At 41.8% G+C, this 17904-nt stretch carries 14 protein-coding genes; all 14 read right to left on the reverse strand.

All coding sequences use genetic code 11. From position 1 onward, the window contains the following. Window positions 1-448: 448 nt before the first annotated feature. Window positions 449-1984 (reverse strand): 4Fe-4S dicluster domain-containing protein, encoded by a 1536-nt coding sequence (locus T529_RS0107435; RefSeq protein ID WP_033162987.1) that lies wholly within the window; start codon window positions 1982-1984, stop codon window positions 449-451. A gap of 122 nt (window positions 1985-2106) precedes the next feature. Beyond that, on the reverse strand, window positions 2107-3150 hold the full coding sequence (gene hydE / locus T529_RS0107440; protein WP_033162988.1) for a [FeFe] hydrogenase H-cluster radical SAM maturase HydE: 1044 nt from the start codon (window positions 3148-3150) through the stop codon (window positions 2107-2109). Continuing rightward, entirely contained in the window at window positions 3140-4330 is a 1191-nt protein-coding gene (gene hydF / locus T529_RS0107445) for a [FeFe] hydrogenase H-cluster maturation GTPase HydF (protein WP_033162989.1), read from the reverse strand. The genes hydE and hydF overlap by 11 nt, the downstream gene beginning before the upstream one ends. Continuing rightward, complete coding sequence (locus tag T529_RS0107450; RefSeq protein WP_033162990.1) at window positions 4317-5426, reverse strand: nitrogenase component 1; 1110 nt, start codon at window positions 5424-5426, stop codon at window positions 4317-4319. Before T529_RS0107450 ends, hydF begins: the two co-directional genes overlap by 14 nt. Further along, the gene (locus T529_RS0107455; protein WP_051646910.1) at window positions 5423-6709 is read right to left on the reverse strand and encodes a hypothetical protein; all 1287 of its coding nucleotides are present in this window, start codon (window positions 6707-6709) and stop codon (window positions 5423-5425) included. Before T529_RS0107455 ends, T529_RS0107450 begins: the two co-directional genes overlap by 4 nt. Window positions 6710-6720: 11 nt before the next feature. Beyond that, window positions 6721-7722: a hydrogenase expression/formation protein HypE gene (gene hypE, locus T529_RS0107460; RefSeq protein ID WP_033162992.1), complete on the reverse strand. Its 1002-nt coding sequence runs from the start codon at window positions 7720-7722 to the stop codon at window positions 6721-6723. Then, window positions 7710-8759 carry a hydrogenase formation protein HypD gene (gene hypD / locus T529_RS0107465; RefSeq protein WP_033162993.1) on the reverse strand — a complete coding sequence of 350 codons (1050 nt, stop codon included), beginning with the start codon at window positions 8757-8759 and terminating at the stop codon, window positions 7710-7712. The genes hypE and hypD overlap by 13 nt, the downstream gene beginning before the upstream one ends. Further along, window positions 8752-8967, reverse strand: a complete 216-nt coding sequence (locus tag T529_RS0107470) for a HypC/HybG/HupF family hydrogenase formation chaperone (RefSeq protein WP_033162994.1) — start codon at window positions 8965-8967, stop codon at window positions 8752-8754. Before T529_RS0107470 ends, hypD begins: the two co-directional genes overlap by 8 nt. Window positions 8968-8972: 5 nt before the next feature. Beyond that, entirely contained in the window at window positions 8973-11246 is a 2274-nt protein-coding gene (gene hypF / locus T529_RS0107475) for a carbamoyltransferase HypF (RefSeq protein ID WP_033162995.1), read from the reverse strand. Further along, entirely contained in the window at window positions 11243-12202 is a 960-nt protein-coding gene (locus T529_RS0107480) for a nitrogenase component 1 (protein ID WP_033162996.1), read from the reverse strand. Before T529_RS0107480 ends, hypF begins: the two co-directional genes overlap by 4 nt. Beyond that, window positions 12199-13464 carry a nitrogenase component 1 gene (locus tag T529_RS0107485; RefSeq protein ID WP_033162997.1) on the reverse strand — a complete coding sequence of 422 codons (1266 nt, stop codon included), beginning with the start codon at window positions 13462-13464 and terminating at the stop codon, window positions 12199-12201. The genes T529_RS0107480 and T529_RS0107485 overlap by 4 nt, the downstream gene beginning before the upstream one ends. Continuing rightward, complete coding sequence (locus T529_RS0107490) at window positions 13454-14206, reverse strand: nucleotide-binding protein (protein WP_033162998.1); 753 nt, start codon at window positions 14204-14206, stop codon at window positions 13454-13456. Before T529_RS0107490 ends, T529_RS0107485 begins: the two co-directional genes overlap by 11 nt. A gap of 126 nt (window positions 14207-14332) precedes the next feature. Then, a complete protein-coding gene (locus tag T529_RS0107495; RefSeq protein ID WP_033162999.1) occupies window positions 14333-16075 on the reverse strand; it encodes a [FeFe] hydrogenase, group A in 1743 nt (580 codons plus the stop codon). Next, window positions 16069-17901, reverse strand: a complete 1833-nt coding sequence (locus T529_RS0107500) for an NAD(P)-binding protein (RefSeq protein ID WP_033163000.1) — start codon at window positions 17899-17901, stop codon at window positions 16069-16071. Before T529_RS0107500 ends, T529_RS0107495 begins: the two co-directional genes overlap by 7 nt. Window positions 17902-17904: the final 3 nt, after the last annotated feature.

Below are 17904 nucleotides of genomic sequence, written 5' to 3' on the forward strand. Positions count from 1 at the left end.
TTTTAGAAACTCGCCTTCTGCAAAGTAATACTGGCGCACATTATAGATAGCTTCATTGGCAAGATTCTTTGCTATATGGCACAGTTCTTTTATAGTTTTGTAGTCTTCCTTTGAAAGATGCTTTACTTGTTGTTTTACGGTAAGATGCATACGGTTTTCTCCTTTCTAAAGACTCGGAAACAGGATTTCCTGTATGCATATTATATCATATCCCTAACCGCCATTCATCCCACGGCCTAAAGGCGCGTGGGTTTTCTGTCGGGAACTTTATAAAATACGTCTCTTCTACTATTAATATATATATATATATATATATATATAAAGCCTGTCAATATCAGGTAAATTTTCTCTAAAACTCATTGAATTCAATAATAAAGCTATTTAGTGTTATGACAATTTAAGGCAATAAAGGACGGATTTCTCCGTCCTCTTCATTAATCATTTTGTATTATTCATCATCGACAACATCATTGTTGAAGTTTTCTAGATCAGTAATAAGATTCTTATAAACGGAATCGATGGATTCACTAAAGGCTGCATCCTTCATATTATTCTTAAGGGCACGACTTGATTTCATTGTATCCTGCAAAGTACCTGCACCACCAATACAGCCACCTGGACAAGCCATGCCTTCCAATAAGTAACCATCATATTTACCACGTGTAGCATCACGCATCATACGTTTACATTCTGCCAAGCCTTCTGCTTTCACGACTTTTACTTCACGCTCTGGATCAAGATGCTTAACGGCATTGACAACAGCCTGGGCTACCCCACCGCTACCGGCAAAGCCACGGCCATCACTTGAGCCTTGGACAAGCTTGAAGCCATCTGGGATTTCATCAAAATCAACATTCTTTGCTTCAAACATGCCAGCCACTTCTTCAAATGTCAATGTAAAGTCGACATATGACTTAATAGAATTACGAGCTGCTTCTTTCTTCTTTGCAAGACATGGACCAATGAAACAGATCTTCGCATCTGGTTCATTTTGTTTAAGAAGACGTGCTGTTAAGACCATTGGTGTTAAGGCCATGGAAATATTGTCAGCATAATCAGGGAAATCCTGTTTAGCCATCTTTGACCATGCTGGACAACATGATGTACCCATGAATTTCAGCTTTGATGGTACTTCATCGAGAAAGTCCTGAGCTTCTTCAATCGTACATAAGTCTGCTCCCATCGCTACTTCAAGAACATCAGTAAAGCCTAGCGCCTGGAAAGCACCACGCATTTTCTCCGGTGTTAAGTTTGGTCCAAACTGACCGGCAATAGCTGGTGCAACAATCGCATAGACATTTTCTTTATTTGTAATAGCTTTGATAGTCTGATAAATCTGACCCTTATCGACAATAGCCGCAAATGGACAGCTTACCAAGCACATTCCACAAGCCACACATTTACTCTGATCAATATCGGCACGACCATATTCATCTTTGCCAATCGCATTAACACCACATGCTGCCACACATGGACGTTCCTGTTTAATAATGGCATTATATGGGCAAGCTTTCATACAAAGACCACATTTAATACATTTAGACTGATCGATATAGGACTTTCCATCAACCATGGAAATAGCCCCTTTTGGACAGACTTCCTGACATGGATGTTCAAGACATCCCTGACAACAATCAGTGACAATGACACGTTTCTCTGGACATTTATGACAGGCAAACTTAATGATATCGATGAGTGGTGGTTCATAGTATTTTTCATCAATCATACTTTCATCCACACCATCACTGATTGATTTATATTCACTAATAGGACGAAGTGAGAGTCCCATTGCAACACGTAAACGTTCAGAAACAATTGCTCTTTCGACAAAGATACTATCACGATATGTTTCTATTTCCCCGGGAATAATCTTATAGGGAAGTTCTTCAAGCTTTTCAGGTCCTCCACCTTCATAAGCTAAACGCGCGATTTCTGTAAAAATCATATGACGAATCTTGGATTTTGGGGTTGGTACACCTTTCATACACACATTTCCTCCTCAACTTGTAACCCTTTTCTTTTAGTCAAAGACATTATATCACAAGTCATAAAATTGGCACGACTTTCTCTTGCGAATATCAAAAAAGAAGTGATGATTCACTTCTTCTAACGATAATCTCCTCGCGCTTCGACAACTTCATAACCCGTGCGCTTAATTCTTCTTTCCATACAGGCATGACATTCAGCCGCTTCCTCACCTGTACAGATCTTGCCATCATAAAGCATATACTTGCTTCTTACACCGCGTGGTGACAAATTGGGCATGACAACATTTGCCCCGGCAAGAAGGCCCTTTTCCCTGCCTTGGGGATCAATTGTGCCTAATGCTGTAGTAGCTGGAAGGAGGCAATGGGGCAACATGAGACGAATGATGCCAAGTAAATGCAAGGTATCTTCAAGTGTGCCTCGCGGTTCATTTTTGAATGGTGTATCGGCATGAGGAATAAATGGTCCAATGCCTACCATATGGGGATTGAAGTCTTTCATATAGATGAGATCTTCAATAATATGATTATAGGTCTGTCCCGGTGTACCGACCATGATCCCACAGCCCACCTGATAGCCAATATCCTTTAAGTCTTTCAGGCACTGTTTACGATGAGCAATCGATAATTCTTTAGGATGAAGCTGACGATAGTGCTCGGGATTGCTTGTTTCCTGGCGTAAGAGATAGCGTTCAGCCCCAGCTTGATAGTATTTGAGATAGGAGGATTTCTCTTTCTCACCAATCGATAGTGTAATAGCCATATCGGGATGAAGAGCCTTAATAGCTTTCACAATCTCACAAATCATCTCATCACTAAACCACATATCTTCACCACTCTGTAAGACAACAGTACGAAAACCGAGCTGATAGCCCTTTTGGGCACAGGCAACGACATCTCCAGGAGACAAGCGATAACGCTCAGCCTTTAGGTTATCTTTACGTATTCCACAATAGAAACAATTATTCTTACAGTAATTGCTGAACTCAATCAGCCCGCGTAAATAAACATCCTTGCCATAAATCTCCTCACGCACAGCGCAGGCATTCTTATAAAGATAGTCTTCATCTTCCTTTGTCATAGAAGTCAATAATTGCTTATAGCCATCATGATCTAATTGCTGGTGCTGTCTTAAGTGATCAATAAGTTCCTTATTATTCATCATTGTCTTTATCCTTAATAATCTGCATTGAACGATCAAGAATCCCATTCATATAGGCAATGGCCATACCATAATTCGTGATGGGCACCCCCTGCTTAACAGCCTCTTGCATGCGATGGACAACTTCTCTTTCATTCAACATGCAGCCACCACAATGAATAATCATTTTATAGGCTGATAAGTCACTTGGAAAGCCAAAGCCGGAGCTTGTTTCAATAATGAGATGCTTACCCGTGTAGTTTTTCAGCCAGTTCGGGATTTTCACTGTTCCAATATCCTTACATGTACGATGATGTGTACAGCCTTCACTGATCAGGATGTGATCTCCATCCTGTAGTTCATCAATGGATTTGATGCCATGATATGTGACATGTAAAGCCCCTTTATAACGTGCCATAAGAATGGAAAAAGATGTCAATGGGATATCATCTGGAACGATTTTAGAAACATAGGCAAAAGCTTGTGAATCGGTAATGACAAGGGCTGGCTTTTCTATTTTATGCAATGTTTCCGCCAGTTCGCTTTCCCGACAAACAACTGGAATATTCCCATAATCAAGTAAAGCACGAATAACTTGTTGCTGGGGTAGAATTAGACGGCCTTTAGGTGCGGAGGCATCAATAGGAATCACTAATATGACAAGTGAGCCAGATGGCACTAGATCATGAACAAGTGCTCGTTGATCTTTTTCTGGTTTGAGTAAAGCGATTTTATCTTTGAGTTCCTTAATGTTCTCTTTTGTCTTTGAAGAGACATAAATTGTATCCTTTGTCTCTTTGTCAAAGTGACTGAGATCACATTTATTATAGACAACAAGATAAGGAATATGGAGACTCTTAATTAGTGCTAGGACTTCTTCATCGAGTTCATCCATCCCTTCCCTGCTATCAATGACAAGTAAGGCGATATCTGTCTTATGGAGCATTTTCTTGGCTTTTTCCACACGCTTTTCACCAAGTTCACCCGTATCATCAAGACCCGGTGTATCAATAAAGACAACAGGTCCTAAAGGCAAGAGCTCCATCACTTTCATAACAGGATCGGTTGTTGTGCCTTTCTGATTGGAGACAATGGCTAAATCCTGATTGGTAATGGCATTAATCAAGGATGACTTCCCGGCATTACGCTTACCAAAAAGACCAATGTGAATACGTTCACTTGAAGGTGTGCTATTTAAACTCATCAAGAATCCCCCCTTTTAAGATATTGGGCATGCTTTTCAAATAAAGACGGCCACTAAAAGCTAAATGTGGAAGTGGTGTAATAGGTGTTGAAGTGAGAACTTGATACATCGGATCACCAATAATTGTTTGTGCCTCACTTAATGCCTGTTCCATTTCTTCTTCATCTTTACTTACAAGATCCCCTGTTCTTATTATACGCTTAGATTCTTCTAAAGGAGTAATCATTTTATACGATGTGTATAGAGCATTGCCTAAAGAATGACTGATAATGGCATCACCAATAATAATATGTTCATCACTCACTTCTTTATGAAGAAGAGGATTTTGTGACTTTCCTGTAGAAATAGCTTCTTCAATCGCTTTAAAGATCTTATACTTAAAATCACCTATTGGACTCCCTAGGACATAGGGAATATGATATGTTCTTTCAAAGTATTGGGCTAAGCGTAATCCTGATGAAGAGACAACGATATTAACATTGGCTGACGTAGATCTTTGAAGCTCTTTTAAGCTCGTATCCCTTGCCCAGATAGAGAGCACTTCATAATCATGAAAGATATCTTTAAAAAGGGCTGTTGTATCACTTGGGGTATAGTCCAAAGGTGTTACACCTAGAATATTGATAGCTTTCTTTGTAGGAACATAATCTTCAAATGATAAATGAGAAGCAAGAGCTTTAAAAGCCAAGGCAATCCCATGGGTATAATCATGCATGGCATTGGTTGGAATATAGAAAGCTGGTATATCAAGTGTTTCTTCAAGCTTCTTACAGATGGCACTAAAGTCTGTTGCGTTGAGGTAAGGAATGGGTGAATTGGCCAAGGCAATAAACTTGGGATGCTGGTCTAATGCGACCTGGACAATGTCATCAATGAACTTGCCATCATTGCCCATAATGGCATCGGATTCCTTTAAGCCGGATATATAAATACGTGATGCTTCTTGATACCAGCGTACTTCATCATGGGTATTGTAGGTAGAATTGCACCCACTTGGATCATGAATGACAATAAGTCCCCCTAACTCATAAAGGGCTGAGGCCACACCGGAGATATCACCAGTATAAACAGGCAGGCGGTTATAAACACATCTCATAATAAGCACTCACATCCTAATCCTTTTTGGGGCACAATAAGAGCAGGATCTTTTGATGCATAATAAGCTTCTTCAATCGCTTTCAGCATACTTATAAGGCCACGATAGCCAAAGAACCCTCCACCCTCAATGATATTCACAAAATGTCTGGTATTTTCAAAGTATGCTGCTTTAGGCCCAATAGCAAGACACTCTCCCTCCCCCATTTCAAAACGCATATTCGCATGAATAGTGGGGATGAGCTTTAAGGCTGGAAATTGTTTTTGAAGAAAGAGAAAATCTTCTTTTTCTTCAGGAAAGATCGTATCAAGATAGACGCTTGTCACGTTAAAACCATGTTCTAAAAGAACGCGGGCAAGGTTTAATGGCCGTGGTGTTGCCACAAAGTCAATCGCAATAGCTTTTTGTCCAATAATATCTTTTAAATGACTAAAGGCTTCATCACATGCCTCCTCTCTTGCCTGATGATCAAGATGGGAAATATGAAGCTTGTCACAGAAAAGATCAAGTTCTTCTTGAATCGACTTGTAGTCAAAGCAAGGTGAAAGATAGAGATAGCTGGCATGTAATCTTTTTGATAAGGCCTGAATGCCATAATCACCAGCTGGATATGTACAAATATGCATTTGTGCACGACCTAGATTCAAGAAATCCTGATAGTCCATATCTTTTAGCTGACGTACTTTCAAATGGTGATCTATAGCCATTGCAACTAGGTCACTTGTTTCATATGTATGTGTGACTTCAGAGCCAAGCAAGGCGATTGAATCATCCTGTGCTAAAGGCTGAATGCTGTCATACATAACCTTACGCAGTCTTTGATCAGGAGCAAGACCTTCTTTTTGCGAGAGTGGATCCATAAAAGCTTCGACAAAGACCACAGTTGGAAAAGTCGCTCTAAGCTTCTTATAGACATAATCTAAGTCAACCGAAAGAAATTTATGAAGACAGACTGGAAAGATGATGGCTACTGGTGGTAATGAGGAACGCTTGTTGAGGGCATAGGTGATGGTTTCAATCATCTGTTCTTCTAAATGCCCATCGAAAATATCGCGCTCTTCAATCGTGATGCCAATAAAACGGTCCATCGCATTCATTTCCGCAGCCGTCATCACTACGCCACGTAAACAGTTATCCGCACAGATATAGATCTGGATGCTTTTTGGAACCTGCATGCCAATATGGACGATATTCCATGTTTCATGGACAGGAGGATTAAACTCTAAGCCAATTGTAAAGGGATTAGGATAGTTGGCCTCTGAAATAGGTAAGGACATCTTCATAGAAGCACTCCCTAACATATTCTTGGCAAGAGTTCGTTGCCCGGTGGTGGCAAGAGTGTTTCGCTGCCAATTTCGGTTGTGATTGTGACATGACCTGGATGTTCATCAGTGACATAGCCAATCAGTGCAGCATTTTCTGTATGCTTGCTTTGGTGGAGTATTTGAAGTGTTTGATCAGCTTCACAAGCAGGAACAACGATCACCATGCGTCCTTCACAAGCTAAATAGAGAGGATCAAGACCTAGCATGCCTGTGACACCCCTGACTTCTTCAGCAACAGGAATCTTCTTGTTTTCAAGCTTGATTCCAACATTGGCTTCTCTAGCGATTTCATAAAGCACTGTGCCAACACCACCTCTTGTGGCATCACGAATGACATGCACATCCTTGACTTTATCTGTTAAGGCATCGACTGCATTCCATAATGGTGCACAATCACTGCTTACATTGGCTTCTATGCCATAATCATCACGCTCTAAAAGAATGCATGTGCCATGTCTTCCAATATCACCTGTGACAATAATGGCATCTCCCGCCTTAGCGTAGGCTCCTGATGTCTTAATGCCATCTTTAATCGCCCCAACACCTGTTGTCGTAATAAAGACCTGGTCAACCTGGCCTTTTCCAGCAACCTTTGTATCACCTGCTACAATCTTGACCCCAACTTCCTTAGCGCACTTTTCCATTGAAGCAACAATCTCTTCTAGTTGATCCATATCAAAGCCTTCTTCAATCACAAAGGCACATGTCATATAAAGTGGCTTAGCACCCATACAAGCCAAATCATTAACTGTACCACATATCGATAGCTTGCCAATATTGCCCCCATTAAAGAAAGGCGGAGAAACAATAAAGCCATCCGTACTCATTGCCAATGTCGCCTGCGGATTGGGCAATACTGAGGCATCATCAGCTGTAAAGTATTCATTATTGAGATGATGCTTAAAAACCTTATCAATAAGCTCAGCAGTCGCCTGACCACCTGAACCATGTGCTAATGTTACTTTTTCCATTCCTTTAACCCTCCATAGAGATAATATGCCGAACAAGTTCCTTCGCTAGAAACCATGCAGGCGCCAATAGGATGATCGGGTGTACAGCCCTTACCAAAGACTGGACAGTCATATGGCTTACATGCCCCACGCAGCACCTCACCGCAACGGCAGGCTGGATTGTCTTTGCCTTTGATGGCAGGTAAATCATAAACCTTACGGGCATCATAAGCTTTGTAGGCATCTTTGAGCTGTAAGCCTGAATGGGCAATTTTGCCAATCCCACGCCATGAAGCATCACATGGTTCCATATAAGTATAAATAATATCCTGGGCTTTTAATGAACCTTCGCTTTTGACAACACGGGGATAGGCATTCACAAAGAAAGGCTGTCCCTGCTGCACTTTTTTGACAATAATCGCAATCGCCGTCAACAATTCACTGGCCGTAAATCCTGCCACAACACCGCTCACACCTTCCTGATCACGCAATTCTTCACAGATCTTTGTCCCAATAATCGCATGCACATGACCAGGATAAAGAAAAGCATCACAGGAATCTTTCATCGCTTCATAAGCCATTGGCATTGTCTTATTGGCGGTTAATAATGAGAAGTTGGTGAGATCTTTTGCTTCCTTGATGGTCAGAACATCACTTGGAGTCGTTGTTTCAAAGCCAATGGACAAGAAAACAACCTGTTCATCCTGATGTTTTCTCGCATATTCAACGGCATCAAGAGGTGAGTAGACAACCTTAACCTTAGCGCCTCTAGCTCTAGCCTGGGCTAATGAAAGTTTTGTCCCTGGTACACGCACTAAGTCACCAAATGTCGTAATTGTACAGCCCTTCTCAAGTGCTAGCATCACCGCCTCATCAATAAAATCAATGGGTGTCACGCAGACAGGACAGCCTGGACCAGAAATAAGATCTATGGTATCTGGGAGAATATTGCGAATACCGAGCTTAAAGATTTCATGCGTATGTGTCCCACATACTTCCATAATACGTATTTGCGGTCCTTGATAGCTTTGAATAATCTCTAATGCTTCCTTATTCACCTAACAGTTCCTCCATTAAATTCTTTGATTCATTTTCATCATCATCGGTAATCTTGGCAATCGCTGCTCCAGCATGCACCATAACATAATCACCTGGCTTTAAATCATCCAAAAGTTCAGCCGAAACGGAACGTTTAGCTCCTGTTGCATCGACAATCGCAACATTACCTTTCATCTGAATAACTTTTGCGCTAATACCTACACACATATTGATTACCTCTTTTCCTTTTCTAAAAGACGACTCGCATAGAGAGCCTGTCCTACACATAAGCCACCATCATTAGGTGGAATCAAGTGATGTCTGATCACTTGAAGATTCTTTTCTTTTAAGCCTTTTTCACATAGCTCAAGTAATAATTTATTTTGGAAAACACCACCACTTAAGGCAACTATCTTGATTCCTGTTTCTTGATGAATGCTGTCAACACTTGTAACAATCATATGGGCTAGTTCCTGGTGGAAATAATAAGCCAGATCAGCAACATCTTCATGATTGAGTCTTCTTTCAACGATATCTTTGACAAGCTGATTGGTTGGGAGGATATGGGATTGTGAACAAGGCCATTCTTTGGAATCGATGATATGTTTTGCTTGATAAGCTTTTGCTTGTAAACGCATTGCTCCTTCCCCTTCAAAAGAAGATGTCAGCGTTAAATTCAAAATAGCACTGACAGCATCAAATAAGCGTCCTGCACTTGTCGATTTGATAGCATTCAGCTTTTTATCATGCATGACTTTAAGAACATGGGCATTTTGTTTATCACAAAGAGCTAACTTGTCAATCACATTTTCACCATCATCAAAAAGATCATAGATCATTGAAGCGGCAATACGCCAGCCCTCTTTCGCTGACAGATCGCCACCGATCTGCAAGAAAGGCGCAATATGTGCTTCACGCGTGAAGTCATCCAAGTCACAGACAAGAATCTCGCCACCCCAGATTGATCCATCTAGGCCATACCCTGTCCCATCAAAGGACACCCCAATGACTTGATCATGCCAGTCATTTTCCGCCATGCAGGAAAGAATATGGGCATAGTGATGTTGAATGCCAACACTTCTGATTCCTAACTCCTTGGCCACCATCGTCGCATTATAGCGGGGATGAAGATCATGACAGACAATTTGTGGCTCCACTTCTAAAAGTGAAGACATCAGCTTCAATGATTCCTTGAGCGCTTCAACACTACGTATATCCCCTAAATCACCAATATAGGCTGATGGATAGAATAAGTTATCACGCCCAATACAGAATGTATTCTTCAATTCCCCACCAATACCAATCACATGTCCCTGATAGGGATGGGTTGTCATAATAGGTAATGGAGCATAGCCTCTTGATCGCCTGATCATATAAGGTTCTCCCTGATAGAAATCCACAACACTATCATCACAGCGTACACGTATCTTACGATTATGCGAAAGAATGGCATCACATAGACCAGCTAACTCTTTGCGAGCGCCCTCCTCATCACGGGTAATAGGTGCACCAGAGTCATTGGCACTTGTCATCACAAGGACATCGGGCATTTTTATGCCATCATCATAATCAAAAAGCAACATTTGTAATGGTGCATAAGGCAACATGATGCCAATATTGGGATTGTCAGGAGCAACGCTTAATGCGATAAGACCTTGCTTCTTTGGCAAAAGAATGATGGGTTTCTGATGTCCCGTCAGTAAATCTCTCACTGTCTCATTTTCCACTACACATTCCCGTTCGACAACAGTGATATCTTTTGCCATAACCGCAAAGGGCTTAAAAGGACGATGCTTGCGCTCACGCAGTCTTTTGACAGCTTCTTCATTTGTCGCATCAACGGCAAGATGATAACCACCAATTCCTTTGATAGCCACAATCTTGCCATCATGAAGCAATTGACGAGCATGACTGATGGCTTCATGTCCTTTCATGTTTTCATCTAATAGATAGACTTCAGGACCACATTCATTGCAGCATACCGGTTGTGCATCATAACGTCTGCTTGTAGGATCATGATATTCCTTTTCGCATGTTGGACACATGGGGAATACTTTCATGCTTGTGCGTTCACGATCATAGGGCAAACCTTCAAGAATCGTTAAACGGGGACCACATGATGTACAGTTAATGAAAGGATGAAGATAGCGACGATTACTTGGATCATAGAGTTCTTGACGGCATGTCTCACATGTCGCAATATCAGGAGATATAAAGATTTCTCCCTTTGTCTTTTCGCTTTGAATGATTTGAAAATCTTCAAAGACTGGAGCAATCACTTTCTGACTTGTAATCTTGAGGATTGTTGAACGTTGTGGGGGCTTTTTTTCTAAGAGTTCCTTGAAATGAGCTACCTGCTCTTCACTCCCCTGAGCATAGATTTCGACATAAGGGCCTTTATTGGAAACAGTGCCTTTAATATTGCAAGTTGAAGCATGTCTAGCGACCGTAGGACGAAAGCCAACGCCCTGTACGATACCAAAGACACGAAGACATTCTGTTGTCATGAAAAATCACGCCTTCCCGATACGGCAAAATGAATCAGTTCAAGATATTGCCCTTGGTAATCCTGAAGCATGTCTTTAAAGATAGGATCACCAATAATCATGTCATAATCATTCTTTTTCACAAGTTCAATTAAATCATCTTCCTCAATAAGATGTACATCACCCTTTTCTCTTAATGTTGGTTTCATCATAAAGAAGGAAGCAATATCAAAAGGAATGGCAAGCTGTTGTCTTAATGTATGACCAATAACCTGCTGGCCAATAAAAAGAATATGATGGACATCATGTATATCGAGAGACAAGCCCGGTATTCTCACTTCATAATCTATTCCATAACGATTATGTAGTCGTTTGGCGGCTTTTAAAGCGGCCGGTGAAGCGACATAGAGCTTTTTTAAAGAACCTACACAACCAAAATCTTCAAAGTTATTGAATGTTGGTAAAGAAAATGCATGCGTAAAATCTAAAGGTGTCACACCAAGAATAGCTTCTGTCTGTGAGGTAGGTTTGTTGTTGGCAAATTTCTCAAATAAGGCTAAGTAAGCCATCTCCATACCTTCATCATATAAGCCAACACCTGTTGTAGGGACATAGATGACCGGTTTATGAATCTTCTTCTCAAGAATATGACAAATCCCCTGATAGTCCGTTGCGATCACAGCTGGTACCGGTGTGCCCACTAAGGCGATGAAGTTTGCATCAAAGGCATCACTGATATCAACAATCTTTTGAATCAAGGCATCATCCCTACCAAGAATCGCATCCATATCACGCAGTCCTGCTGAAAAGATAGCCGAACGCTTGTCAAACCAGCGCGGTTCATCAAAGCCACAGACATTGCCCGTACAGCCTCCAGCATCAATAATAACAGTCAGGCCACCAAGTTCATAAAGGACACTGACGGCACCTGACTGGTCGGGGGCAAAGGGCGTCAGATATTTTCTCAGTCCTTTCATAGTACGCCTCCAATCTTTGTACATAAGTCGATCACACCCTGATAGCCATAGGGCTGAATATCTTCATTAAAGAAGACATGTCTGGCATGTGGATGATAGTAGGCAGCATCTTTGCCTAGTGTGATGTCAACAGTGATATTCGACATATCATAATAAAGCATGCTTGGTTCATTATTACAGTAGATTCTTGTGTCCGGTGACATTTTCGCAATCTCTTTGACATAATAGGCTGCATGTTGGCCATATGTGGCATAGATTGCTGAGACATGAAAGCCCTGTTTCAACAAAGCGTAGGCTAATTCAAAGCTATCGGCATTCAGAGTTTCACCAATCGCAAAATGCAAGGTATGGGGTAAGCTTTCATAAGCTTTAAGGGCGTTCTGGTAGTCCTGCTGGTCATCAATTGTTTTTTGAAAGACTTGAAAGAAAGCTTGATATTGATGATGAATACTTTCTAAGTCGTAAAAACGTGAAAGCTCAATTGAACCAATGCCTAAGCGCTTTTCTAAGTCGCTTGCGGCTGCGCGTGCTTCGGGATGGAGAATGAGATTGAAATTGGCACAAGCCATTTCTTCAAATTCTTCATACGTCTTCATTCGCGAAATCTCATTGATTTTTGTGATACCGAGTTGTCCTAAATAACAATAAAGCTCACTTTGATCATTTAATGGGGCAAAGAAACCAAGTAAATTCACATGACGGGCATGACGCTTTTTCTTTTCTAATAAAGAATAGATGGACTCTCTGACATGGACCATTGGTGGTTTTCTGCCTTCCCTCGTCAATGCATACATATAACAAGGCTTGACTTTCACGCCAGGTACCAGCGCTTCACATTTCCGGCAAACTCTTTCCATATCCGTCCCAAGCAATGCATCAACGCAGGTAATACAAATCATCACAACTTTGGGCTTCACTTCAAGACTTTCGACAACTTCCTTAACAGCCTGAGGAATATGGGCAAGATGACGTCCTGTCACAATATCTGTCTCATCCATAAGATAGTAGAAATAGCGATGCTTATAGTCATCATTTGTCGTAATGGCGGAAGTATTGCGTCCGCAGCATCCTGGGGAAACAATCAACATGACACTTTCTGGGACGCTTAAGCCAGCACGTTTCACGCCAAAGCCCTGCGCCCCTGGGGAATTATAGGCTAATGTGGCTGGTGAAGAATAAATGAGATGGTTATTGGTCTGAAAGATATCGGGGATGTCTTGTCGCTTCGCAAGCTCACTCGCCTTAAAATATTTAGCTTTCATCTTCCAACAACTTCTTTGCCAGTTCTATAAACTTCTGGCTGACTTCAAGATTGATATCCCCTTCAATCGTTGTCATGCCCATCTCTTCATAACGATTGATATCATTGCTGCGAGGAATTTCCCCAATAATCTTCAAATCATTCTCTTGTGCAAATGCTTCAACCTTCTCAGTCTCATTTTCCACATTACGGTGGTTCAACAAGATTCCCTTAACCTGGGCATAGCCACGATCAGCAAAGTTCTTCACCGCACTCTGAATATTATTAGCGGCATAAAGAGCCATCTTTTCACCACTTGTGACAATAATGACATCCTTGGCATAGCCTTCTCTAATAGGTGCCGCAAAACCACCACAGACAACATCTCCCAAGACGTCATACATCACCACATCGGGTTGATATTCTTCAAATAAATCCAAGTCTTCTAATAAATTAAAGGTCGCAATAATACCTCTACCAGCACAACCAAGTCCTGGTGTTGGTCCCCCTGTTTCAATACATAATATATTGCCAAATCCCACTTTCGAGATTTCTTCAATTGATTGTGGTTCCTGATCTTCACGCAAATATTCCATCACCGGTTTTAATGGTTCGCCATGAAGCAGACTGATGGTTGAATCGGCTTTAGGATCACAGCCAATCTGAATCACCCTTTTGCCTAGCGTTGCGAAAGCCGCAGACAAATGACTTGTCATGGTTGATTTACCAATACCACCCTTGCCATAGACAGCAATTTTCAACATAATGACAGCTCCTTTCTCATGCCTTTTTTGTAAGCTTTTTCATTATACCATACTCTTTCCCCATTAACACGCCTAACACCCCAAAAGAAAAGCCAAAGAAGCTTTCCTTCTTTGACTTAGAAATCATTATTTCTCACCAGGCATTTTCCAGGCATGATGATCAGTATGTAATAAGTGATGGGCTCTTTCACTATTAGGCTGGCCTAAGAATTCCTGATAGACTTCTTTGATGGATGGATTTTCATGGGAGAAGCGAATGACATTCTTGGCATCCTGACGATAGAGGACACCAGCACGTTCTAGCGCTTCAAACTTGCCATCATGAATAGGCTGACCGCCACCACCGACACAACCGCCAGGACAAGCCATGACTTCAACAAAGTCATAACTTACTTTGCCAGCCTTAAGAGCATCAAGCAGTCTTGAAGCATTGCCTAAGCCATTGGCAACGGCAACCTTGACACTTGTTCCGTCCATATCAAAGACTTTCTCTTTCCAGCCTTCCATCCCTCGTACTTCCCTAAAAGCATCGGGATCAGGATTATGACCAGTCGCAAAATGATAGGCTGTACGCAAAGCTGCTTCCATAACACCACCCGTAGCCCCAAAGATATTACCAGCACCTGAGCCAAGACCTAAAGGCATGTCAAGAGCACGTTCTTTGATTTCACTAGGAATGATATAAGCACGACGAATCATGCGGTTCACTTCTCTTGTCGTTAAGACAACATCCACATCAGGATCCCCACAAGCATCATTCATAACTGGAATATCACATTCTTGTTTTTTGGCGAGACAAGGCATGATGGAAACACTATAGATATTCTCAGGTTCCACCTGCAACAACTTCGCATAGTAGGACTTCGCAATCGCCCCAAACATCTGCTGTGGCGATTTAGAAGTCGAAAGCTGGTCGACAAATTCTGGATAATGGGCTTTCACAAAGCGTACCCAGCCAGGACAACATGATGTAAACATTGGGAATTTATGATCAGTAGGATGTTGTAAGTGATCTAAGAATTCACTGGCTTCTTCCATGATTGTCAGATCGGCAGAAAAGTCCGTATCGAGAATAAAATCAAAACCAATCATATGGAGTGCTTCTGCTAAACGTTCCACTGTCGCAACATCGGGCGATAAGCCAAATTCTTCACCCCAGGCTGTACGAATGGATGGAGCAATCTGAGCAATGACAACTTTCTTTGGGTCATCAATAGCTTCATAAACACTATCTGTATCATCACGTTCATGCAAGGCATTAACAGGACAATGGGTAATACACTGACCGCATAATGCACATTTGGAATCTTCAAGCGAATAGACATCACGCACATCAACCGTTGTACGTGAGCCTGTATTGACAACATCCCAGATATGAGAATTCTGAATCTTATCACAAACCTGAATACAACGCATACATTTGATACATTTTGTATAATCACGAATGAGTGGGAAATTAGGATTGCCCTTTTGCGCAGGAATATCTTTTTTATAAGGACTATCCATAATGCCTAAATCATTGGCAACTTTCTGGAGCGAGCAGTTGCCTGAACGTGTGCACATTGTACAGTTGGCATTATGCTGGGAAAGTATGAGCTGCACATTGACAATACGTGCTTCTCTGACCTTTTTCGAATTCGTCCAGATGACCATCCCTTCATCAACGGTATTATTGCAGGCGGTAAAGAGACGTTCATAGCCTTCTACCTCAACCACACAGACACGGCATGCGCCGATTTCATTGAGCCCCTTCCAATAACAAAGAGTAGGTATCTGAATACCTGCCATCTTGGCAGCATCTAAAATTGTCGTTCTTTCTGGCACATGATAACTATGGCCATCAATCCATATTCTTACATTATTTACCATTTGGCCTCACGTCCCCCTTTAAAAATTCCGTACCCGAAGTGGTCACAATGAAGACAGCGGCTTGATTCCTGTAATGCCTCTTCTTCAGTCATACCACATTCCATGAGCTTGAAGTCATGAATACGCTCTGAGGCTGGACGTTCTTTCATATTGACTCGACCGCATGGCTGATGATCATCAAAGCGAATACGAGGAATATCAACTGAAGAATTGATTTCATGTTCATAGCCTAAATATTCATCGATATTGGCAGCAGCCACCTTACCTGCCGCAATCGCTCTAATAACTGTTGCTGGACCAGTTACACAATCCCCACCGGCAAAAATACCAGCCTTGTTTTTGACTTCACTTGTATCAAAGGCCTGCAAACGTCCTCTTTCAATAGGAATACCAAAATCACCAAAGCTTTGTGAATCAATACCCTGACCAATTGCGACAATGACTTTATCGCAAGGAATACGCAATTCTTCCTGATTGGCTTTTACTGGTGTTGGACGTCCCCATTTAATAGCACCGACAATCTGTGGCACGGCAATAAAGGCTGTGACATTATTATTGGCATCTTTCTCAATACGTCCAGGCGCATAAAGTTCCATGATTTCACAACCATCGGCAATCGCACCTTCAACTTCTTCTGGCAAAGCTGTCATATCTGTCTGCCTACGACGATAAATAATCTGGACGGATTTAGCGCCTAAACGAATTGATGAACGAGCAACGTCCATGGCGACATTACCACCGCCAATGACACAAATACGCTGGGAAGAAAAATCAGGCATATGATCATCACCAATTTCTCTCAGCATTTCAACGGCACTCATGACACCGTTGGCATCTTCACCCTCAATACCAATTTTACGATCATTATGGGCACCAATCGAAACATAGAGCGCATCAAAGTCTTTTTCAAGTTCTGCCAAAGAGATATCCTTGCCAATAGAAACATCCGTCTTTGTCTTAAAGCCCGTTGTTTTAAGGACATCGATTTCATGATCCAAAGCTTCACGAGGTAAACGGTAGGCTGGTATGCCATAACGCAACATCCCGCCTAAACGATGACGCTGTTCGAACACAGTGACATCATGCCCCATGATGCTTAAATAGAAGGCAGCAGATAAACCACTAGGTCCACCACCAATAATGCCGACCTTCTTATGTGTCGCATCATATTTCTTGAAAGTAGGAAGATGATCTTCATGATCACAGGCAAAACGCTTTAAGCCACGAATATTAATAGGATCATCAACCATCGTACGACGACAACGTACTTCACATGGATGTTCACAAATGAGACCACATACTGATGGGAATGGATTATCTTTACGAATAAGCATAACCGCATCATTATAACGACCATCATGAACTAATGAAATATAACCCGGAATATCAACATGGGCTGGACATTGGGCTACACATGGCACAGGCTGATTCTGGACATTCAGACAACGACCATGATGAATATGTTCCAGATAGTCATCCCTAAAGCCACGAACCCCCTTTAAAACCATTCGAGCGGCTTCTGAACCAATCGCACAGTCAGCTGTTGTATAAATAGATTGTGCTGTAGTTTCAATAAGTTTGAGTGTTGTTTCACTAGCATCACCATCAAGGACTTGATGAATGAGTGATTCAAGCTGTCCCAAGCCAACACGACATGGCGTACATTTCCCACATGACTGGGCATGGCACATATTGAGAAATGAAGCCGCTAAATCAACAGGACAAAGACCTGGTTGCGAGGCCTGAATACGTCGCTCAAGATCTTTGTAGAGCTCTTCGACCGTTTCTTCAGCACGGTCTTTTGTCACAATAGAAAGTCTACTCATATT

Origin of the sequence: Sharpea azabuensis DSM 18934 (assembly GCF_000702165.1) — a bacterium.
In the GTDB taxonomy this organism is placed as follows: Bacteria; Bacillota_I; Bacilli_A; order Erysipelotrichales; family Coprobacillaceae; genus Sharpea; species Sharpea azabuensis.

Excerpts from the sequence above, each read along its gene's own strand:
- T529_RS0107485 (WP_033162997.1), bottom strand. The coding sequence starts at position 13,464 with ATGAAAGCTAAATATTTTAAGGCGAGTGAGCTTGCGAAGCGACAAGAC.
- T529_RS0107500 (WP_033163000.1), bottom strand. The coding sequence starts at position 17,901 with ATGAGTAGACTTTCTATTGTGACAAAAGACCGTGCTGAAGAAACGGTC.
- T529_RS0107495 (WP_033162999.1), bottom strand. The coding sequence starts at position 16,075 with ATGGTAAATAATGTAAGAATATGGATTGATGGCCATAGTTATCATGTG.
- hydE (WP_033162988.1), bottom strand. The coding sequence starts at position 3,150 with ATGATGAATAATAAGGAACTTATTGATCACTTAAGACAGCACCAGCAA.
- T529_RS0107480 (WP_033162996.1), bottom strand. The coding sequence starts at position 12,202 with ATGAAAGGACTGAGAAAATATCTGACGCCCTTTGCCCCCGACCAGTCA.
- hypF (WP_033162995.1), bottom strand. The coding sequence starts at position 11,246 with ATGACAACAGAATGTCTTCGTGTCTTTGGTATCGTACAGGGCGTTGGC.
- T529_RS0107455 (WP_051646910.1), bottom strand. The coding sequence starts at position 6,709 with ATGAAGATGTCCTTACCTATTTCAGAGGCCAACTATCCTAATCCCTTT.
- T529_RS0107490 (WP_033162998.1), bottom strand. The coding sequence starts at position 14,206 with ATGTTGAAAATTGCTGTCTATGGCAAGGGTGGTATTGGTAAATCAACC.
- T529_RS0107470 (WP_033162994.1), bottom strand. The coding sequence starts at position 8,967 with ATGTGTGTAGGTATTAGCGCAAAAGTTATTCAGATGAAAGGTAATGTT.
- hypE (WP_033162992.1), bottom strand. The coding sequence starts at position 7,722 with ATGGAAAAAGTAACATTAGCACATGGTTCAGGTGGTCAGGCGACTGCT.
- T529_RS0107435 (WP_033162987.1), bottom strand. The coding sequence starts at position 1,984 with ATGAAAGGTGTACCAACCCCAAAATCCAAGATTCGTCATATGATTTTT.
- hydF (WP_033162989.1), bottom strand. The coding sequence starts at position 4,330 with ATGAGTTTAAATAGCACACCTTCAAGTGAACGTATTCACATTGGTCTT.
- T529_RS0107450 (WP_033162990.1), bottom strand. The coding sequence starts at position 5,426 with ATGAGATGTGTTTATAACCGCCTGCCTGTTTATACTGGTGATATCTCC.